At 64.4% G+C, this 21,323-nt stretch carries 18 protein-coding genes; 12 read left to right on the top strand and 6 right to left on the bottom strand.

The genetic code is table 11. The annotated features are described in order from the left end of the window. Positions 1–89: 89 nt before the first annotated feature. Both CR917_RS04955 and CR917_RS04950 read left to right on the top strand, forming a co-directional pair. Positions 90–1,034, top strand: coding sequence for an ornithine cyclodeaminase family protein (locus CR917_RS04955; protein WP_104571968.1), 945 nt, complete (start codon positions 90–92; stop codon positions 1,032–1,034). A 73-nt stretch (positions 1,035–1,107) separates the two neighbouring features. Next, the gene (locus CR917_RS04950) at positions 1,108–1,734 is read left to right on the top strand and encodes a transcriptional regulator (RefSeq protein WP_054914846.1); all 627 of its coding nucleotides are present in this window, start codon (positions 1,108–1,110) and stop codon (positions 1,732–1,734) included. Between the two features lie 28 nt (positions 1,735–1,762). On the opposite strand, the gene CR917_RS04945 is transcribed toward CR917_RS04950, so the two are convergent. The 6 genes from CR917_RS04945 to CR917_RS04920 all read right to left on the bottom strand — a co-directional run bounded on the left by CR917_RS04945 (position 1,763) and on the right by CR917_RS04920 (position 6,831). Beyond that, entirely contained in the window at positions 1,763–2,542 is a 780-nt protein-coding gene (locus CR917_RS04945) for an ABC transporter substrate-binding protein (protein WP_043861013.1), read from the bottom strand. A gap of 177 nt (positions 2,543–2,719) precedes the next feature. Further along, complete coding sequence (gene moaE / locus CR917_RS04940; RefSeq protein ID WP_043861012.1) at positions 2,720–3,166, bottom strand: molybdopterin synthase catalytic subunit MoaE; 447 nt, start codon at positions 3,164–3,166, stop codon at positions 2,720–2,722. Position 3,167: 1 nt separating this feature from the next. Beyond that, complete coding sequence (locus CR917_RS04935; protein ID WP_043861011.1) at positions 3,168–3,413, bottom strand: MoaD/ThiS family protein; 246 nt, start codon at positions 3,411–3,413, stop codon at positions 3,168–3,170. Next, positions 3,410–3,883, bottom strand: a complete 474-nt coding sequence (moaC, locus tag CR917_RS04930; protein ID WP_058540865.1) for a cyclic pyranopterin monophosphate synthase MoaC — start codon at positions 3,881–3,883, stop codon at positions 3,410–3,412. The genes CR917_RS04935 and moaC overlap by 4 nt, the downstream gene beginning before the upstream one ends. 97 nt (positions 3,884–3,980) lie before the next feature. After that, positions 3,981–5,375, bottom strand: coding sequence for a PhoH family protein (locus CR917_RS04925; protein WP_043861009.1), 1,395 nt, complete (start codon positions 5,373–5,375; stop codon positions 3,981–3,983). Positions 5,376–5,712: 337 nt separating this feature from the next. Further along, entirely contained in the window at positions 5,713–6,831 is a 1,119-nt protein-coding gene (locus CR917_RS04920) for a polysaccharide deacetylase family protein (protein ID WP_104573146.1), read from the bottom strand. A 132-nt stretch (positions 6,832–6,963) separates the two neighbouring features. Here CR917_RS04920 and yaaA point away from each other — a divergent pair, with 132 nt between their 5' ends. The 10 genes from yaaA to CR917_RS04870 all read left to right on the top strand — a co-directional run bounded on the left by yaaA (position 6,964) and on the right by CR917_RS04870 (position 21,316). Next, positions 6,964–7,743 carry a peroxide stress protein YaaA gene (yaaA, locus tag CR917_RS04915; protein ID WP_043861008.1) on the top strand — a complete coding sequence of 260 codons (780 nt, stop codon included), beginning with the start codon at positions 6,964–6,966 and terminating at the stop codon, positions 7,741–7,743. 796 nt (positions 7,744–8,539) lie between these two features. Then, on the top strand, positions 8,540–9,856 hold the full coding sequence (locus tag CR917_RS04910) for a nucleotide sugar dehydrogenase (protein ID WP_104571967.1): 1,317 nt from the start codon (positions 8,540–8,542) through the stop codon (positions 9,854–9,856). A 62-nt stretch (positions 9,857–9,918) separates the two neighbouring features. Further along, positions 9,919–11,409: a mannuronan synthase gene (gene alg8 / locus CR917_RS04905; RefSeq protein ID WP_370409113.1), complete on the top strand. Its 1,491-nt coding sequence runs from the start codon at positions 9,919–9,921 to the stop codon at positions 11,407–11,409. Positions 11,410–11,445: 36 nt separating this feature from the next. Then, entirely contained in the window at positions 11,446–12,612 is a 1,167-nt protein-coding gene (locus CR917_RS04900) for an alginate biosynthesis protein Alg44 (RefSeq protein WP_043861005.1), read from the top strand. 103 nt (positions 12,613–12,715) lie between these two features. Beyond that, a complete protein-coding gene (algK, locus tag CR917_RS04895) occupies positions 12,716–14,104 on the top strand; it encodes an alginate biosynthesis TPR repeat lipoprotein AlgK (RefSeq protein WP_218278972.1) in 1,389 nt (462 codons plus the stop codon). Then, complete coding sequence (locus CR917_RS04890; protein ID WP_104571966.1) at positions 14,101–15,585, top strand: alginate export family protein; 1,485 nt, start codon at positions 14,101–14,103, stop codon at positions 15,583–15,585. Before algK ends, CR917_RS04890 begins: the two co-directional genes overlap by 4 nt. A gap of 18 nt (positions 15,586–15,603) precedes the next feature. Next, positions 15,604–17,163 (top strand): mannuronan 5-epimerase AlgG, encoded by a 1,560-nt coding sequence (gene algG / locus CR917_RS04885; RefSeq protein WP_043861002.1) that lies wholly within the window; start codon positions 15,604–15,606, stop codon positions 17,161–17,163. Positions 17,164–17,174: 11 nt separating this feature from the next. Next, a complete protein-coding gene (locus CR917_RS04880; RefSeq protein ID WP_043861001.1) occupies positions 17,175–18,617 on the top strand; it encodes an alginate O-acetyltransferase in 1,443 nt (480 codons plus the stop codon). A 7-nt stretch (positions 18,618–18,624) separates the two neighbouring features. Next, positions 18,625–19,731, top strand: a complete 1,107-nt coding sequence (locus CR917_RS04875) for a mannuronate-specific alginate lyase (protein WP_058541092.1) — start codon at positions 18,625–18,627, stop codon at positions 19,729–19,731. Between the two features lie 127 nt (positions 19,732–19,858). Continuing rightward, on the top strand, positions 19,859–21,316 hold the full coding sequence (locus tag CR917_RS04870) for an MBOAT family protein (protein ID WP_054914852.1): 1,458 nt from the start codon (positions 19,859–19,861) through the stop codon (positions 21,314–21,316). Positions 21,317–21,323: the final 7 nt, after the last annotated feature.

The following is a 21,323-nucleotide window of genomic DNA, read 5'->3' as shown; positions in this document are numbered from 1 at the left end:
GATTGTGGGGGCGGGCTCGACCCGCGATAGGGTTGGCGCAATTAAACTATTTGTCCATAATAGACAAAATAGTTCAAACGGAGCGCCGCATGTCTACCCCACGCGTGATCGACCAGCCCCTGGCCCGCCAACTGCTCGCGCAGGTGGACGTGCCGCAGATCCTGCGCAAGCTGTTCCGTGACCTGGCCGCCGGCCAGGCCGTGCAGCCGCCGCAACAGCTGGTGGAGTTCCCGGCCGGCAGGGGCGACTTCATCAACTACGGCGGGGTACTCGCCGAAGACCGCGTCTACGGCGTCAAGACCTCGCCCTACATCGTGCGCGAAGGCGCGCCGCTGATCACCGCCTGGACATTGCTGATGTCCATGGACAGCGGCCAGCCACTGCTATTGTGCGACGCCGGCGAACTGACCACCGCACGCACCGCTGCCACCACCGCCGTCGCGGTCGACGCCCTGGCCCCCACCAGCGCCAGGCGCCTGACCGTGATCGGCAGCGGCCCCATCGCCCAGGCCCACCTGCACTATGTACGCGGCGTGCGCGACTGGCAGGACATCCGCCTGCACTCGCCAGGCCTCAAGGATAAAAGCGCCGAGCAGCGCGAAGCCCTCGGTGCACTCGACCCGCGCCTGAGCCTGGTGGACGACCTGCAATCAGCACTGCACGACGCCGACGTGATCATGCTGTGCACCTCGTCGGCAAAGCCTGTGATCGACCCGCGCCAGCTGAGCAAGCCGGCCCTGATCACCTCGATCAGCACCAACGCGGTACGCGCCCACGAAGTGCCGCCCGAGTGCCTGACCGACATGGACGTGTACTGCGACTACCGCCTGACCACCCCCGGCTCGGCCGGCGAGATGCGCATCGCCAGCGAGCAGCACGGCTGGCAGGCCGACGTCATCATCGGCGACCTGGCCCAGTTGCTCAGCGAGCAGGCGCCGCGCCCGACCTACCAGCGCCATGCCTTCTTCCGCTCCATCGGCCTGGGCCTGGAAGACATCGCCCTGGCCAACGCCCTGTACCGCCTGCACGGGTGACGCCCGCCCGCGTTTGCGGCACACTCCCAGCGCCCTTCGCCTAGGGCGCTGACACCGCCTGGAGCCCGCCTGCATGCCGATACCGCCCCACGACCCCGCCCTGAGCAACTTTCGCGCGATTGCCGACGCCATCGCCACGCTGTTCTTCCCCCACGCCGAGGTGGTGCTGCACGACCTGCGCAGCCAGAAGATCGACTACATCGCCAACAACCTGTCCAAGCGCGAGATCGGCGACGATGCGGCCCTGGAAGACATGTTCGAGGCAGGTACCGACGAAACCAACATCGGCCCCTATGAAAAGCTCAATTGGGACGGGCAGAAGATCCGCTCGCTCAGCACCGTGCTGCGCGACGCCCAGGGCAAGCCGCAGGCCGTGCTGTGCATCAACCTGAACATCTCGATGTTCGAAAACGCCAAGGCGGCGCTGGACCTGTTTCTCTCGCCCACCCGGCTGATCGCCCAGCCCGACGCGCTGTTTCGCGATGACTGGCAGGAGCGCATCAACACGTTTCTCAACAGCTGGCTGCGCGAGCGCCAGCTGGCACTGAGCAACCTGAATCGCGACCACAAGCGCGAACTGGTGCTGGCCTTGCATGCCGAGGGTGCGTTTCGCGGCAAGAGCGCCGCCAACTACGTGGCCAACGTGCTGAACATGGGCCGGGCCACGGTGTACAAGCACCTCAAGGAGCTCAAGGCCTGAACGAACTCAGGCCTCGGGCAGGCGACGGTCAGTCGCCGTAGATGTCGGACTTGAAGTACTTGGCCTGGATCTTCTGGTACTCGCCATTGGCGCGAATGGCGTCGATGGCCGCGTTCAGCTGGGCGACCAGTTCGGCGTTGCCCTTGCGCACCGCGATCCCGGCGCCCTCACCCACGTACTTGGGGTCTTTCAGCTCTGGCCCGACAAACCCGTAACCCTTGCCCTTGGGCGTCTCCAGGAAGCCCTGTTCAAGCGGGATGGTGTCGGCGAACACACCGTCCAGGCGACCGGCCACCAGGTCCATGAAGATTTCCTCGTTGCTGGTGTAGCGCACGATCTCGATGCCCTTGGGCACCAGTTCCGCAGTCACATAGCGGTCGGTGGTGGTCGCGCGCTGCACGCCGATGCGCTTGCCCTTGAGGTTGGCGAAGTCGTCATCGACCTGGCTGCCGGCCTTCATGGCCAGGCGTGCGGAGGTGAAGTAGTACTTGTGGGTGAAGTCCACCGACTTCTTGCGGTCTTCGGTGATGGTGATCGACGACAGGGCGGCGTCGATCTTCTTGACCTTGAGCGACGGGATCAGGCCGTCGTATTCCTGTTCGGTCCACTGGCACTTGACCTGCATCTGCGCGCACAGGGCGTTGCCGATGTCGTAGTCGAAGCCACTGATAGCGCCGTCGGCGGTCTTGAACGCGAACGGTGGGTAGGCGGCTTCGATACCGATGCGCAGGGTCTTTTCAGCGGCGAACGACGGGGCGGCGGCAAACAGGCTCAACGCCAGCGCGGCCAACAGGGATGGGGTTTTCATCAGCGGTCTCTCTCGCTCGTTGTTGGGGTGTGTTGCAAGACAGAGGAAAAAGCGGCGGGCACAAGGCAGCCTGGAACTATTTTGTACTTATAATTCCATACTGGACTTTTGTGTATTAATTTTCAACCGATTCGCGGCACCGTACCGTTGCAGGAGCCAGCCTTGCCGGCGGGGCGTCTACCAACGCCCCGCAGCGTCCGCATCACTCTGGCGCCCCTCGACCCAGCGCGGCCCCTCGCCGGTCTGCTCCTTCTTCCAGAACGGCGCGCGGGTCTTGAGATAGTCCATCACGAAGTCGCACGCCTGGAACGCCGCCTGCCGGTGCGCACTGGCTACACCCACGAACACGATCGGCTCGCCCGGCTGCAATGCGCCGATACGGTGCAGCACTTCGACCTTGAGCAACGGCCAGCGCTGCTCGGCCTCCAGCACGATCTTGGCCAGGGCCTTTTCGGTCATGCCCGGGTAATGCTCCAGGAACATCCCCGCCACCTCGCGACCGTCGTTGAAGTCGCGCACATAGCCGACAAACGACACCACCGCGCCCACCCCGACGTTGGCCGCGTGCATCGCATTGGTCTCGGCGCCGGGGTCGAACGCGCCGGCCTGCACTCGAACGCCCACCTCAGCCCCCGGTCACGGGCGGAAAGAACGCCACTTCGTCGCCGTCGGCCACCGGCTCGTCGAGCCTGCACAACTCCTGGTTGCGCGCGCACATCAGGTTCTGCTCGCCCAGCATCGCGTACCCCTCCCCGCGTGCCAGCAGGGCCTTGCGCACATCGTCGACGCTGTCGAACGGCCCGTCGAGGCGTTCGCCGTCGCTGTCCAGCGCCTCGCGATACCGCGCGAAATACACCACGTCGATGTTCATGGCGCCTCCACCTGGTAGTGCCCGCTCTTGCCGCCCAGTTTTTCCAGCACACGCACGCTGTGGATGGTCATGCCCCGGTCCACCGCCTTGCACATGTCGTAGATCGTCAGCGCCGCCACACTGGCGGCCGTCAGGGCCTCCATCTCGACGCCGGTCTGCCCGGCCAGCTTGCAGCGCGCCACGATATGCACCGTGTCGTCGCCTTCGCCAGTCAGCTCGAGCTTGACGCTGGTGAGCATCAACGGGTGGCACAGCGGGATCAGATCGCTGGTCTTCTTTGCCGCCTGGATGCCGGCAATGCGCGCCACGGCAAACACGTCGCCCTTGGGGTGGCCGCCAGCCACGATCATCTGCAAGGTTTGCGGGAGCATGCGCACCCGCGCTTCGGCCACCGCCTCGCGCGAGGTGACGGCTTTGTCGGTGACGTCGACCATGTTGGCCCGACCTTGGGAATCGAGATGAGTCAGCACAGGGTTACTCCTGATCAGGAGCACCGATTGTAAACCCAGGGGTCAACATTAGGCAGCGGAAAAAACCGGGCGGCACAAGGCCGCCCGGTGGCAGGGGTTACAGGTGGGATTCGGCGTATTCGGCCAGGACCGAACGGGGCACGCCCTGCAGGGTGATGTGCACGCCGTTGGGGAAGTCCTTGAAGCGCTCGGTCAGGTAGGTCAGGCCCGAGCTGGTGGCGGACAGGTAAGGGGTGTCGATCTGCGCCAGGTTGCCCAGGCAGATCACCTTGGAACCGGCCCCGGCACGGGTGATGATGGTCTTCATCTGGTGCGGGGTGAGGTTCTGGCATTCGTCGATCAGGATCAGGCTCTGCTGGAAGCTGCGACCGCGAATGTAGTTGAGCGACTTGAACTGCAACGGCACGCGCTCGAGGATGTACTCGACGCTGCCATGGGTGTTTTCGTCGTCCATGTGCAAGGCTTCGAGGTTGTCGGTGATCGCCCCCAGCCAGGGCTCCATTTTTTCCGCTTCGGTGCCCGGCAGGAAGCCGATTTCCTGGTCCAGTCCCTGCACGCTGCGGGTGGCGATGATGCGCCGGTAGCGCTTGCTGACCATGGTCTGCTCGATGGCTGCGGCCAGTGCCAGGATGGTCTTGCCCGAACCTGCGGCACCGGTGAGGTTGACCAGGTGGATGTCGGGGTCGAGCAGGGCGAACAGCGCCAGGCCCTGATGGATGTCACGCGGTTTCAGGCCCCAGGCTTCCTGGTGCAGCAGTGGCTCCTGATGCAGGTCGAGCAGCAGCAACTCGCTGTCACGGATGCCCTTGACCCAGCCGACGAAGCCCTGCTCGTCGATGATGAACTCGTTGATGTGAACCGCCGGCAGGTTGTCGGCCAGCTGCACGCGGTGCCAGGTGCGCCCGCGCTCCTGGCGGGTCTCGACCTTGTTGACGCGGTCCCAGAACGAGCCGCTGACCGAATGGTAGCCCTTGGGCAGCAACGAAACGTCGTCGACCAGCTGATCGGTACTGTAGTCCTCGGCGGCGATACCGCAGGCGCGGGCCTTGAGGCGCATGTTGATGTCTTTGGTCACCAGCACCACGTCCAGTTCCTTGCGCCGGCTACGCAGCTCGAGCAACTGGTTGATGATGATGTTGTCGTTGAGGTGTTCTGGCAGCAGCCGGTTGGGTTCGGCGCGTGGGGTCATCAGGATCGACAGGAAGCCCTTGGGGCCGCTCTTGCCGCGCTGGATCGGTACGCCCTGCTCGACATCCTCGGGCGTGGCATCGCCCAGGGTCTGGTCGATCAGACGAATGGCCTGGCGGCATTCGGCGGCGATCGTGTGTTTTCCGGTCTTGAGTTTGTCGAGCTCCTCGAGCACGGTCATCGGCAGCGCGACGTGGTGTTCCTCGAAATTCAGCAAGGCGTTCGGATCGTGAATCAGAACATTGGTATCGAGCACGTAAAGGATTGGCTGGTTGGAAGAAACGTTACGTCCTTGATCATCCATACTCGGTCACCTTTGTAGGGGCCAGACGACGCAATACCTGGGCGGTGCTGCGCCGCGAAGTGACCGCCGGTCTCCCCCTGGCCGCGTCGTTACGGTAGGGAAGCTGCGAACAAAGGAGGGGCCATTAGTACGCCACCTGTGCTGCAGGGTTCGGCGGTCTGACTTCTTGATACCGCAAAACCCGTGACGATAAAAAGCGTTTTTACGTTTTTTTGAAGTTTATTTTTCGTTGTGCGGTCAAGCCCTTGGCGTGAGCCGCAAGCACCACTACAGTTAATGATCAAACCCCGATGAACGCCTGGCGATTTTTTCCGCCGGGTGCCGCCGCGCCCAGCGATTACGGGGTTTCGGCAAATTCCCGGCAGTTGCCCCAGCCAATCCCGCTCTGGGCCGTGTGCCGCAGCAACCAGTCGATCGCCGCCTGGGCCCTGGGCTGGCCGTCATGAAACTGGATCACCCCGCGGCGCCACAGCAGCATCAGGCTCAGCACCCGCTGCGCCGACTGCTCGGCATTCAACCCGGCCTGGTCCTGGGCGTCGATATCCCACAACATCACCTGCAGCTGCTGGCCGGCAAAAAACGCCGCACTGTCGGCGCGGCGCTGCCCGTAGGGCGGGCGAAACAGCGGCACGAATGCCTCGGGCAGGCTGCTCTGTACCAATGCCCGGCTGGAGACAACCGAGTCCTGCCAGCCGGTCCACTGCGCATGCGAGCTGTACTGCCAGCCCTGCAGCCCCACGCACTGCCCGGCATACAGTTGCTGCAGCGCCGCGGCCGAGGTCTGGTCGCGGCGCGCCTGCAGGTTCTTGCCCACCACGAAGAACAGCCCGCCAAGCTTCTGCCGGCGCAGGTAGTCGGTCAGCGCCTCGGTAGCCGGCCCCGGGCCGCCATCGAAGCTGAGCACGAACAGCCGGTCGTTGAGTGCCTGGCCATCGCGCTCCTGGTCGGAAAACCGCTCCACCTCGCTGGAGGTCTGGGTGAACAGCGCCGCCTTGCGCAACTGCTCGTTCAGGTAGTACTCGTGAAAACGCCGGCTTGGCTGCGCCCAACCGGCGTAGAACGAATCGTCTGCAACACTGAACTTGCCCGCCTGCTGGCGCAGGTCCGGCAAGCTGTCGATGGCGTAGCAGAACGAGGCGTCCTGCTCGCAGCTCTGCTGGGCCAGGTCATAGTTGCGCCACAGCCGCTGCCACAGGCGCTGACGCAACGCATTCAGCGTCACCAGGTTGACCTGGCGAAGGTTCAGGCGCTCGGCCAGCTGCGCCTCGCTCAGGGCCTCGCTGTCATACAGCACGCGGGCAAAGCTGAGGATTTCGGCACGCGAGGCCACATCGAACAGGGCCGGGCTGTCGAGTTGTTCGGGCCACACGCTGCGGTCGAACCGGGCCAGCTCGACCGGGGCAGCGTGCACCAGCGTGCTCAGCAGGCCGGCCAGTAAAAGAAGGGCTATGCGCACGATCACACTCTCCATTTTCTCGCCGCGCACTATAGCGCCAAGCGCCGCCAGGGTCTTCGCTATTGGCGCGATAGCTGGAGATCGGCGCCCCCCGCCCGTAGAATCGACGCCACGATTCAAGGAGCCGACCTCATGCTGACGGTGATCTCACCCGCCAAGACCCTCGATTACGACACCCCGCCCGTTACCCAGCGGCACACCCTGCCGCAATACCTGGACGACTCCCAGGAACTGATCCTGCAACTGCGCGAACTTTCGCCGCAGCAGATCAGCGACCTGATGCACCTCTCGGACAAGCTGGCCGGCCTCAATGCCGCGCGCTTCGGCAGCTGGACCCCGAACTTCACCCCGGCCAACGCCAAGCAGGCGCTGCTGGCGTTCAAGGGCGACGTGTACACCGGCCTGGATGCACAGAGCCTGAGCGAAGACGACTTCACCTATGCCCAGCAGCACCTGCGCATGCTGTCGGGGCTGTACGGCCTGCTGCGTCCGCTGGACCTGATGCAGCCCTACCGGCTGGAGATGGGCACCAAGCTGGCCAACGCCCGCGGCAAGGACCTCTACGCCTTCTGGGGCACGCGCATCAGCGAGTGGCTGAACCAGGCGCTGGCCGAACAAGGCGACGACCTGCTGCTGAACCTGGCCAGCAACGAGTACTTCTCGGCGGTCAAGCGCAGCGCGTTGAAGGCGCGGGTGATCAACACCGAGTTTCGCGACTTCAAGAATGGCCAGTACAAGATCATCAGCTTCTATGCCAAGAAGGCGCGGGGCATGATGACCCGGTTCGTGACCCAGGAGCGCATCGACGACCCCGAGCGGCTCAAGCAGTTCGACGTGCAGGGCTACTACTACAGTGCCGAGCAGTCCAAACCGGACAACCTGGTGTTCCTGCGCGACCACCCGGCCGAGTAGAAAGCATCGCGGGTCCCCCCGCTCCCCCCGGGATCACCTGAATCCTTGCGGGCGCGGGCTTGACTCGCGATGGCGTCCTCACAGCCCGCCAGGCGCCAATCCCGTGGCGCCAAAAAACCACCCCCTCTAGCCCTATCGCCAAACGTCATAAGACCGTTCGTAGTTTTCTGACGAAATATCCTGAAATTTTTTTTCATGCTGGCATAAAAACATCCCCTTGCAAGTTTGCCCTACAGACACGGGACGAAACTGCCGTGTGCTATCAAAGTGAAAGTATCGTCAACTGTTGAAATATTAAAAAATCCTTCACGGCGACTCGGGCGAGCCTGGAACTTATCCCCTTGAGGCTCGCTCATACCACCGGTACGGATTATCTCGTGATGGATGTGAGAGATGACGTACATGACAAATGGACAGTATCAGGAAGTTTTGAAAGCACTTTTTTGTCCGCGCAATTGTTCGACAAGATTACGCGTCCAAGCCAGGAGAGAGCACCCTTAAAAATCGTCCTAGTGGTTGATTTCAAAGGATTTAATCCACTTGAAATAACAAGCACAGCAGTACACGCAGTGGGTACTGCAATAAAGACGGATACCGTCCAGGGCTCACCCCCTAATGTAAATGGCCATTAGCCGCCAACTTGAGTGCCGTTTATTTTTCGCACTCCAATTTAATTTGCCTGCCGGCAGTTAGCGGTTTAACCGTGACACTTCCGTGCACCCTGAATTTGCTGGTCAACCAACCCGGTCTGGCGCTTAGTTGTGCGCCGACATGATAAACACATGAGGTGAATGCGATGCGTATCAGCATCTTTGGTTTGGGTTATGTAGGTGCGGTCTGTGCGGGCTGCCTGTCCGCCCGGGGCCATGAAGTGATCGGCGTTGATGTATCGGCGACCAAGATCGACCTGATCAACCAGGGCAAATCCCCCATCGTGGAACCGGGCCTCGAAGCCCTGTTGCAGCAAGGCATTGCCAACCAGCGCCTGCGGGGCACCACCGATTTTGCCCAGGCCATTCGCGACAGCGACGTGTCGATGATCTGCGTCGGTACGCCGAGCAAGAAGAACGGCGACCTGGGCCTGGAATACATCGAGTCGGTGTGCCGCGAAATCGGTCTGGTACTGCGCGACAAGAGCAGCCGCCACACCATCGTGGTGCGCAGCACCGTACTGCCGGGCACCGTCAAGAACGTGGTGATCCCGATTCTCGAAGACTGCTCGGGCAAGAAGGCCGGCGTCGATTTCGGCGTGGCGGTCAACCCCGAGTTCCTGCGCGAAAGCACCGCGATCAAGGACTACGACCAGCCGCCGATGACTGTCATCGGCGAACTCGACCGCGCCAGCGGCGACGTGCTGCAGGCCCTCTACGAAGAGCTCGACGCCCCGATCATCCGCAAGGACATCGAAGTGGCCGAGATGATCAAGTACACCTGCAACGTGTGGCACGCCACCAAGGTCACCTTCGCCAACGAGATCGGCAACATCGCCAAGGCCTGCGGCGTCGATGGCCGCGAAGTGATGGAAGTGGTGTGCCAGGACAAGGCCCTGAACCTGTCGCAGTACTACATGCGCCCAGGCTTCGCCTTCGGCGGCTCGTGCCTGCCCAAGGACGTGCGCGCCCTCACCTACCGCGCCGGCAGCCTGGACGTGAAGGCGCCGCTGCTCAACTCGCTGATGACCAGCAACGAGTCCCAGGTGCAGAACGCCTTCGACATCATCGAAAGCCACGACAAGCGCAAGGTTGCCCTGCTGGGCCTGAGCTTCAAGGCCGGCACCGACGACCTGCGCGAGAGCCCGCTGGTGGAACTGGCCGAACGCCTGATCGGCAAGGGCTACGAGCTCAACATCTACGACAGCAACGTCGAGTACGCCCGCGTGCACGGCGCCAACAAGGACTACATCGAGTCGAAGATCCCCCACGTCTCGTCCCTGCTCAACGCCGACTTCGAGCAGGTGGTCAACCACGCCGACGTGATCGTGCTGGGTAACCGCGACGAGAAGTTCCGTGCGCTGGCGCAACAGGCCCCGGCCGGCAAGCAGGTCATCGACCTGGTCGGCTTCATGGGCAAGCCGACCTGCCCCACCAGCCGCACCGAAGGCATCTGCTGGTAACAGCAGCCACTGCACGGGGTCGCCCCAGCCCCGTGCAGTTCCTTCCCATTCATTCGCTACGGATGCACACCATGCAAAGGCTCAAGCACGGCCTGCTACAGGTCGCCGGATGGCTGTTCTACGTGAGCCTGCTCATGCTGATCGCCCTGGCCTTGCCCAAGACCGTTTTCGACCCCGACTCCAAGGACTTCATCTTCCTCATCGGCGCTGTCGGAATCTGGCGTTATTCCATGGGTGCCACGCACTTCGTGCGGGGCATGCTGTTCCTCTACATCGTCTACCCGATGCTGCGACGCAAGGTGCGCAAACTGGGCAGCGCGGCCGACCCGTCGCACGTGTACCTGATGGTCACCAGCTTTCGCATCGACGCATTGACCACCGCGCAGGTGTACAGCTCGGTGATCCGCGAGGCAATCGACTGCGGCTATCCCACCACCGTGGTCTGCTCGCTGGTGGAAATGAGCGACGAACTGCTGGTGAAAAGCCTGTGGGCCAAGTTCAACCCGCCCGACCGCGTGGCCCTGGACTTCGTGCGCATCGCCGGCACCGGCAAGCGTGACGGCCTGGCCTACGGCTTTCGCGCCATCTCGCGCCACCTGCCCGACGAGAACGCAGTGGTCGCGGTGATCGACGGCGACACCGTGCTCGGCGAAGGCGTGGTGGCCAAGACCGTGCCCTGGTTCAAGCTCTACCCCAATGTCGGTGGCCTGACCACCAACGAATTCTGCGAAGTGCGCGGCGGCTACATCATGAGCGAGTGGCACAAGCTGCGCTTTGCCCAGCGCCACATCAACATGTGCTCGATGGCCCTGTCCAAGCGCGTGCTGACCATGACCGGGCGCATGTCGGTGTTCCGCGCCGCCGTGGTGACCAACCCCGAGTTCATCAAGGACGTCGAGAACGACTCGCTGCAGCACTGGCGCCTGGGCCGCTTCAAGTTCCTCACCGGCGACGACAAGTCCAGCTGGTTCAGCCTCATGCGCCTGGGCTACGACACGTTCTACGTGCCGGATGCGGCGATCAACACGGTCGAGCACCCGCCGGAAAAGAGCTTCATCAAGGCCAGCCGCAAGCTCATGTACCGCTGGTACGGCAACAACCTGCGCCAGAACTCCCGCGCCCTGGGCCTGGGCGTTCGCCGCCTCGGCCTGTTCACCAGCGTGGTGCTGTTCGACCAGCGCGTGTCGATGTGGACCAGCCTGCTCGGGCTCACCGTGGCGCTGATCGCCAGCCTCAAGTTCGGCCCTGCCTTCCTGCTGGTGTACCTGCTGTGGATCGGCATCACCCGGCTGATCCTGACCCTGATGCTGATGTGCTCGGGGCATGCCATCGGCCCGGCCTACCCGCTGATTCTCTATTACAACCAGATCGTCGGCGCAATCATGAAGATCTACGTGTTCTTCCGCCTCGACAAGCAGTCCTGGACCCGCCAGCCCACTGCGCTCAAACGCGACCTCGCGAGCTTTCAACAATGGTTCAACACCTGGTCTTCGCGGACCATGACCTTCTCGGCAGCCAGCATCTTCGTCGCTGTGCTGTTCATGGTCGTGTGAGCCGCCGCCCTACGGAATAAACAGGAACATATCGCCATGAATACCGCCGTGAATGCCAATGTCGTGCATGAGTCCGAAGCCCAGCGTCAGCACGCCCGGGTAAAGATCCCCGCCAAGCTGCGCTACCTGGGGGCCAACCGCGAGACCCTCGAAGTCAAGGTCGAGGACCTCTCGGCCGGTGGCCTGAGCTTCTACACCCGCCACCCGCTGAAGGTCGGCGAAGTGGTGCGCGGCCGCCTGCAGTTCGTGGTCGACAACCTGGGCCTGGCCATCGACATCGAGTTCCAGGTGCGCTCGCACAACGTCGCCGACGGTCGTACCGGCGTGCAGTTCCAGAACCTGGAACAGCGCGACATCGCCACCCTGCGCCACATCATCACCTCGCACCTGTCGGGCGAGCTGATCAGCATCGGCGACGTGCTCAGCACCCTGCAACGCGACAACTTCACCAAGGCACGCAAGCAGAAGGACACCGGCGGCGGCCTGAGCGCTTTCGGCCGCCTGCGTGCGGTCACCTTCAGCCTCGGCGTGTTCGTGGTCGGCGTGGCCGCGTTCGGCTTCATCGCCAAGTCGGTGTACGGCCTGTACTTCGTCAGCCATGCCGAGGCCGGGGTGGTCAGCGTCCCCACCACCAACGTCACCATGCCGCGCGACGGCACCGTGCAGAGCCTGGTGAAGGCGGACGGCCCGGTGGTCAAGGGCGCGCCGCTGGCCTCGTTCAACACCAGCATGCTCGACCTGCTCAAGGGCCACCTGGACGACCAGCAACTGGAGCCGGCGCGGGTCGAGGAACTGTTCGGCAAGCAGCTCAGCGGCACCCTCACCAGCCCGTGCGACTGCGTGGTGGCCAGGCAGCTGGTGGATGACGGGCAATACGCGAGCAAGGGCGCAGTGATCTTCCAACTGATCCCGCGCACCACCAACCCGATCATCGAGGCCCGTTTCAGCTACCGCCAGTTCGACGAAGTGCAGCCCGGCACCCGCGTCAACTTCCAGGTGGCCGGCGAAGACGACGTGCGCCAGGGTCGCATCGTCAGCAGCACCAGCCAGAACAGCGACGACCTGTCTTCGGACATTCGCGTGCAGATCAAGCCGGATGCGCCGATGCCCAGCGAGCTGGCCGGGCGCCCGGTGTCGGTCAACAGCGACCGGGGTCCGTCGATGGACTGGCTGATCGACAAGGCCGTGGCCCGTGGGCTTTGAAGAGGACATGCCGGTGACTACCCAACACACCGCGATCCCTGTAGGAGCCGGCCTTGCCGGCGAATCGTGCAGCCCCCTTCGCCGGCAAGGCCGGCTCCTACCGATGGGTGCACTGGCCCTGGCCATCAGCCTGGCCGGTTGCGCCGGCCTGCCCGACCAGCGCCTGGCCAACGAAGCCCTCAAGCGCGGCGACACCGCCCTGGCCGAGCGCAACTACCAGCAACTCGCCGACCTGGGCTACAGCGAGGCCCAGGTAGGCCTGGCCGATATCCAGGTCGAGACCGGTGACCCGGCCAAGCTCAGGCAGGCCGAGGCCACCTACCGCGCCGCCGCCCGCACCTCGCCCCGCGCCCAGGCCCGCCTCGGCCGTCTGCTGGTGGCCAAGCCCGACAGCAGCGAGGCCGAGCGCCACGAGGCCCAGGGCCTGCTCAAGCAGGCCTTCGCCGCCGGCGAAAGCAACACCCTGATCCCGCTGGCCATGCTCTACCTGCAATACCCGCAGAGTTTCCCCGACCTCGATGCCCAGCAGCAGATCGACCAATGGCGCGCCGCCGGCTACCCCGAGGCGGGCCTGGCCCAGGTGCTGCTGTACCGTACCCAGAACACCTACGACCAGCACCTGGACGAGGTGGAGCGTATCTGCAAGGCCGCACTGGCCAGCACCGACATCTGCTATGTGGAACTGGCCAGCGTGTACCAGAAGCGTGCCCAGCCCGAACAACAGGCCGCGCTGATCGACCAGCTCAAGGCCGCCTATGCCCGCGGTGCGGTACCGGCCAGCCGGGTCGACAGCGTGGCCCGCGTACTGGCCGACCCCAGCCTGGGCCAGACCGACGAGAAAACCACCCAGGCCCTGCTCGAACAGGTCGCACCGAGCAACCCCGCGTCCTGGGTCAGCCTGGCGCAACTGCTCTACAGCTTCCCCGAGCTGGGCGACAGCGACCAACTGCTGGCCTACATCGACAAGGGCCGCGAGGCCGCACAACCGCGCGCCGAGCTGCTGCTGGGCCGCCTCTACTACGAAGGCAAGGCCGTGCCGGCCGACGCGAAAAAAGCCCAGACGCACCTGCAGTCCGCCGCCGATGCCGGCGAAATCAGCGCCCACTACTACCTCGGCCAGCTCTACCGCCGTGGCTATCTGGGCCAGGTCGAACCGCAGAAAGCCGTCGATCACCTGCTGCGCGCCGCCCGTGGTGGCCAGCTCAGCGCCGACTACGCGCTGGCCCAACTGTTCAGCGAAGGTCGCGGCATTCGCCAGGACCTGGTCAACGCCTGGGTGTTCGCGCAACTGGCGCAGGCCAACCCCAGCGAGCAATCGACGGCGATGGCCGGCGAGCTCGACCAGCAGCTATCCGCCCCGCAGAAGGCCCAGGCCCAGCGCCTGTTGCAACAGGAGCGCCAGGCCCGTGGCGCCATGGGTCAGGGCCCCGGCGCCCAGGCCATGCAGGCCCTGCAGGACACCACCGAACAAGACGGCGAGGAATCCCTATGACACTCAACCCGTGGATGAAGGCCGGCCTGGGCCTGGGCTGTGCCCTGCTCTGGTCGTGCCCGACCCTGGCCGCGATGACCGCCGAGAAGAACTTCGGCCTGGAAGTGAAAGTCACCGGCCAGTCCGAGGATGACCGCGACCTGGGCACCCGCTCCGGCGGCGACGTCAACGGCCTGGGCCTGGACCTGCGCCCCTGGGTGTATGGCGAGCGCGGCAACTGGAGCGCCTACGCCATGGGCCAGGCGGTCACCGCCACCGACACCATCGACACCGACACCCTGCGCCAGGCCGACGACGACAGCCAGGTCGAAACCCGCCGCGCCAGCGGCCGCGAGCAGGACAAGAGCTACCTGGCCATGCGCGAGTTCTGGGTCGGCTACAGCGGCCTGACCGCCTACCCCGGCGAGCAACTGCGCCTGGGCCGCCAGCGCCTGCGCAGCGACGACGGCATGTGGCGCGACACCAACATCGAGGCGCTGAACTGGACCTTCGACACCACCCTGCTGCGCGCCAACGCCGGCGTGGCCCAGCGTTTCAGCGAGTACCGCACCGACCTCACCGACCTGGCCCCCGAAGACAAGGACCGCCTGCACGTCTACGGCGACGTGGCCGCGCAATGGACCCCCGGCCACTGGGTCGGCCTGCGCGCGCACCACACCCACGACGACGGCAAGCTGAAGAACCCGGGCGAGACCCTCGACCCGCTGGACAAGACCCGCAACGGCGACCTCACCTGGCTGGGCCTTGAGGCCAACAGCGACGCCTACAACTGGCGCAACCAGAACACCGTCAACTACTGGGGCAGCGTCACCTGGCTCACCGGCGACCGTGATCGCCTGAGCGCCACCACCCTGGCCAACGGCGACCAGCTGGCCACGCAAAAGCAGAGCGGCGATGTCAACGCCTGGGCCACCGACCTGGGCATCCGCCTGCGCCTGGACCCCAACTGGCAGGTCGGCGCGGCCTATGCCCGCGGCAGCGGCGGCGGTGGCAGCGACGGCTCGGGCAACTTCGAACAGACGGGCCTTGAGAGCAACCGCTCCAACTTCACCGGCACCCGCTCGCGTGTACACCGCTTCGGCGAGGCCTTCCGTGGCGAGCTGGGCAACCTGCAGACCGCCACCCTGTTCACCTCCTGGCAACTGCGCGACGACTACGACGCAAGCCTGGTGTACCACAAGTTCTGGCGCGTCGACGGCAAGCAGAACATCGGCAGCAGCGGCATCAACGCAGTGGTCGATGATGACGGCATCAACCGCCCGCTGATCCAGGGCGAAAAAGACCTCGGCCAGGAGATGGACCTGGTGGTCACCAAGTACTTCAAGCAGGGCCTGCTGCCGGCCGCGCTGAGCCAGTCGATCGACGAACCGTCGGCACTGGTGCGCTTTCGCGGTGGGGTGTTCAAGCCAGGCGACGCCTATGGCAAGGAAGCGGACTCGTACATGCACCGCGCCTTCATCGACGTGATCTGGCGTTTCTGATGCCTGGAGTGCATTGACATGAACCTTTACCCGCTCAACACGCTGATCGCCGGCAGCCTGCTGCTGGCCAGCAGCATCGCCCTGGCCAACGGCCTGCCCGTGGCCAGCCCGGCCAAAGAGCTGCAGCACGCCAAGACCTACACCGTCAGCAGCGCGCCGATCGAGCCGTTGCAGATCCCGGCGCCGACCCTGCCCGACCTCAGCGGCTACACCGCCGAAGCGGTGCAGGCCAAGATCCAGCGTGCACGCAAGGGCAAGGTCACGGTACGCCGCATGCTGCAGGAAGACGCCCTCAAGGAGTTCATCGGCGGCGACAACAAGATGGCCGAATGGGTAGCCCGCCAGCACGGCATCCCGCAGGCGATCTTCGTCGATGACGGGCATGTCGACTTCACCGAGCTGAGCAAGCACGTGCCGGCCCAGTACCTGCGTGAAACCGCGCCGGGGGTGTACCTGTCGCGCCTGCCGATCGTGGTGGGGCAAAAGGGCGTGCTCGAGATCGATGCCAAGGTCAAGGAACTGCGCCTGTCCCAGGAAGGCGGTGCGTTCATCGTCAACGACGGCAAGCTGTTCGTCAGCGACACCCGCGTCACCGGCTGGCGCGAAAAGGACAACGGCCCGGCGACCTTCCGCACACCCAAGGAATTTCGCCCGTTCCTGCTCTCGTGGGGCGGCACCGAGACCTACATCGTCAACACCCGCATGGCCAGCTTCGGCTATGCCCAGAGCAAGTCCTACGGCGTGAGCATTTCGCAGTACACGCCCAACATGGCCAAGCAGATGGGCCGCCCCGAACCCACCGGCTGGATCATCGGCTCCGAGTTCAGCGACATGTGGTACGGCTTCTACTGCTACGAGACCAGCGACTTCGTGGTCAAGGACAACACCTACCGCGACAACATCGTGTACGGCATCGACCCCCACGACCGTTCGCACCGCCTGATCATCGCCGGCAACACCGTGCATGGCACCAAGAAGAAGCACGGCATCATCGTCTCGCGCGAGGTCAACGACAGCTGGATCATCAACAACAAGAGCTACGACAACAAGCTCTCGGGCGTGGTGATCGACCGCAACAGCGTCAACAACCTGATCGCCTACAACGAGATCTACCGCAACCACACCGACGGCATCACCCTGTACGAAAGCGGCGACAACCTGATCTGGGGCAACAAGGTCATCAGCAACCGTCGCCACGGCATCCGCGTGCGCAACAGCGTGAACATCCGCCTGTACGAAAACCTCGCCATGGCCAACGGCCTGGTGGGTGTGTACGGGCACATCAAGGACCTGTCCGATACCGACCGCGACATCGACCTGGACCCATTCGACACCAAGGTGTCGCTGATCGTGGTGGGCGGTGAACTGGCGGCCAACGGCAGCGGCCCGCTGTCGATCGACTCGCCCCTGAGCGTGGAGCTGTACCGGGTGTCGATGCTGGCCCCGAGCAAGTCCAGCGGCATCAGTTTCTCCGGGGTGCTGGGCGATCGCCAGGACGAGATTCTCGACCTGATGGTGCGCCAGGGCAAAGCCGTACTGATCGACCCGGTCGAACGCCAGACCGACATGGCGGATTGAGGAAACCTGACATGACCCCACATCTGATGAAACTGCTTGGCCTGAGTGCGGCGCTGCTGGCGATCAGCAACGGCGTGCGTGCCGACGAGGTGCAGGCGCCCAGCTTCACCGCCCAGCCGTGCTGCCAACTGTGCCCCGAAGCCCACGATGCCAGCCGCTACACCACCCGCTACCAGCAGAACTTCACCACCCTGGTGCAAGCCCAGGGCGACTGGCTGTTCCGTACCCGCGAAGACCTGCGCACCGAGTTCACCACCACCCCGGCCGGCTACAAACGCCTGCAGCAGGTGCACGATGCGTTCAAGGCGCGCGGCGTGGAACTGGTGGTGGTGTACCAGCCCACCCGTGGCCTGGTGAACCGCAACATGCTCAACCCGGCCGACAAGGCCGCGTTCAACTACGAGAAGGCCCTGCGCAACTACCAGGCCATGCTCAAGCGCTTCGCCCAAATGGGCTACAACGTGCCCGACCTGTCGCCGCTGACCAACGAACAGTTGCCGGCCGCGCAGCAGGGCAAGGACTTCTACTTCCGCGGCGACCAGCACTGGACGCCCTATGGCGCCGAGCGTGCGGCAAAAATCGTGGCCGACACCGTGCACAGCATGCCGGCCTTCGCCGACATCCCGCGGCGTGAATTCGAAAGCCACCCGTCCGGCCGCATGGGCAAGACCGGCACCCTGCACAACGTCGCCGGCCAACTGTGCGGCACCAGCTACGCGGTGCAGTACATGGACCAGTTCGTCACCGAGCCCAAGGGCGAGAGTGGCGGCGACGACCTGTTCGGCGACTCGGGCAACCCGCAGATCACCCTGGTGGGCACCAGCCACAGCGGCAAGAACTACAACTTCTCGGGTTTTCTGCAGCAGTACATCGGCGCCGACGTGCTCAACGTCGCGTTCCCCGGTGGCGGCCTGGAAGGTTCGATGATCCAGTACCTGGGCAGCGAAGAGTTCCAGAACAACCCGCCCAAGATCCTGGTGTGGGAGTTCTCGCCGCTGTACCGCCTGGACCAGGAAACCATCTGGCGCCAGATGCTCGCCCTGCTCGACAACGGCTGCGAAGGCAAGCCTGCGCAGATGAGCGTCAGCACCTCGCTCAAGCCGGGCACCAACGAGCTGCTGGTCAATGGCAAGAACGGCGTGATCAAGAACCTGGTCAACGGCCGTCATCAACTGGACATCCAGTTCGAAGACAAGTCGGTCAAGACCTTGCAGGCCACCCTGTGGTACCTCAATGGTCGTCACGAGGACCTGAAGATCGAAAAACCCGAAACCTCCGACACCGACGGACGCTTCGCCTTCCAACTGCGCGAGGACGAGGACTGGGCCAACCAGACCTTGCTCGCGGTGGAAGTGCAGGGTCCCGAAAGCGGCAGCCAGAAGGTCCAGGCCAGGCTGTGTACACGCAACCCGATCGCCGGCGCCGGGCAGCATGCTGCCCAGGCCGGCCTGTGAGGCGCACATGACATCCATCCGCACCCTTGCCACCCCCGCCCTGCTCGCCCTGGCCCTGTTCGGCCCGGCGGTGCAGGCCGGCGGGCTGGTCCCGCCGCAGGGCTACTACGCCGGCATCGAGAAACCCAAGACCAGCCCCAACGACTTCACCTGTGAGGCCGTGCCCAAGCCCTACACCGGCGCGCTGCAGTTTCGCAGCAAGTACGAAGGCTCGGACAAGGCCCGCGCGACGCTGAACAAGGCATCCGAACAGGCCTTTCGCGACTCCACCGCCAGCATCACCACGCTGGAGCGCGGGGTCAGCAAGCAGGTGATGCAGTACATGCGCGACGGCCGCCCGCAGCAGCTGGACTGCACCCTGCAGTGGCTGGGCACCTGGGCGCAGGCCGATGCGCTGATGTCCACCGACTACAACCACACCGGCAAGTCGATGCGCAAATGGGCGCTGGGCAGCCTGAGCTCGGCATACCTGCGCCTGAAGTTTTCCAACGCACAGCCACTGGCGGCGCACCAGGCCCAGGCCGAACAGATCGAGAAATGGTTCGCGCGCCTGGCCGAGCAGACGGTCAAGGACTGGAGCGACCTGCCGCTGGAAAAGATCAACAACCACTCGTACTGGGCCGCCTGGTCGGTGATGGCCACGGCGGTGGCGACCGATCGCCGCGACCTGTTCGACTGGGCCGTGAAGGAGTACCGCGTGGGTGCCAACCAGGTCGATGCGCAGGGCTTTCTGCCCAACGAGATGAAGCGCAAGCAGCGCGCCCTGGCGTACCACAACTACGCACTGCCGCCGCTGTCGATGATCGCCAGCTTCGCCCAGGCCAACGGCGTGGACCTGCGCCCGGAAAACAACGGCGCGCTCAAGCGCCTGGGCGAGCGGGTGTTGTCCGGGGCCAGAGACCCGAGTGCGTTCAAGGCGCGCAATGGCCAGAAGCAGGACATGGACGATCTGAAGATCGACAGCAAATACGCCTGGCTTGAGCCGTGGTGCAGCCTGTACCAGTGCGACGCCGATGCGCTCAAGCGCAAGCACGCGATGCAGCCGTTCAAGAGTTTCCGCCTGGGCGGCGACCTGACGCGCGTCTACGACCCGCAGGCAGAACAGAAGAAGTAGCAACGACCGCAATCCCTGTGGGAGCGGGCTTGACCCGCGATGCGTTTGATCTGGTTCCCCCGCAATTTCAGCGGGGGGTTTGGGGGGCTGCTGCCCCGATTGTGGATAACGACAAGGAGAGATCGGGATGGTGTTCTCGTCCAATGTGTTCCTGTTCCTGTTCCTGCCGATCTTTCTCGGCCTGTACTACCTGAGCGGGCAACGCTACCGCAACGCCCTGCTGCTGCTGGCCAGCTACGTGTTCTACGCCTGGTGGCGGGTGGACTTCCTGGCGCTGTTCGCTGCGGTCACCCTGTGGAACTACTGGATCGGCCTCAAGGTGGGCGCCGCCGGCGTGCGCACCAAGCCGGCCCAGCGCTGGCTGCTGCTGGGGGTGGTGGTCGACCTGGGTATCCTGGGCTACTTCAAGTACGCCAACTTCGGCGTCGACAGCATCAACGCGATCATGACCTCGTACGGCCTGGAGCCGTTCATCCTCACCCACATCCTGTTGCCCATCGGCATCTCGTTCTACATCTTCGAGTCGATCAGCTACATCATCGACGTGTACCGCGGCGACACCCCGGCCACCCGCAACCTGATCGACTTCGCCGCGTTCGTGGCGATCTTCCCGCACCTGATCGCCGGCCCCGTGCTGCGCTTTCGCGACCTGGCCGACCAGTTCAACCACCGCACCCACACCCTGGACAAGTTCTCCGAAGGCTGCACGCGGTTCATGCAGGGCTTCATCAAGAAGGTGTTCATCGCCGACACCCTGGCGGTGGTCGCCGACCACTGCTTCGCCCTGCAGAACCCGACCACCGGCGACGCCTGGCTGGGCGCACTGGCCTACACCGCGCAGCTGTACTTCGACTTCTCCGGCTACAGCGACATGGCCATCGGCCTGGGCCTGATGATGGGCTTTCGCTTCATGGAGAACTTCAAGCAGCCCTACATCAGCCAGTCGATCACCGAGTTCTGGCGGCGCTGGCACATCAGCCTGTCCACCTGGCTGCGCGACTACCTGTACATCACCCTGGGCGGCAACCGCGGCGGCACCTTCGCCACCTACCGCAACCTGTTCCTGACCATGCTGCTGGGCGGCCTGTGGCACGGCGCCAACTTCACCTACATCATCTGGGGCGCCTGGCACGGCATGTGGCTGGCGATCGAGCGCGCACTGGGCCTGGACACCAACCCGCAGCGCTTCAACCCGGTCAAGTGGGCCTTCACCTTCCTGCTGGTGGTGATGGGCTGGGTGATCTTCCGCGCCGAAAACCTGCACGTGGCCGGGCGCATGTACGGCGCCATGTTCAGCTTCGGTGAATGGCAGCTGTCGGAGCTCAACCGCGCCAGCCTCACCGGCCTGCAAGTGGCCACCCTGGTGATCGCCTACCTGAGCCTGGCGTTCTTCGGCCTGCGCGACTTCTACCGCAACGCCAAGCCCACGGCCAAGGCCAGCCCGGTGGCCGTGCATGGCGACGGCAGCGTGAGCCTGGACTGGGGCCTGTACATGACCCGCGCGCTGGTGCTGCTGCTGTTCGTGGCCTCGATCCTCAAACTCTCGGCGCAAAGCTACTCGCCGTTCCTCTACTTCCAGTTCTGAGCGAGCC

Source organism: Pseudomonas sp. BRM28 (genome assembly GCF_002939405.1).
Classification (GTDB): domain Bacteria; phylum Pseudomonadota; class Gammaproteobacteria; order Pseudomonadales; family Pseudomonadaceae; genus Aquipseudomonas; species Aquipseudomonas palmensis.
The sequence above is the reverse complement of the archived record's forward strand: the minus strand, read 5'-3'. Positions and strand labels throughout refer to the sequence as shown.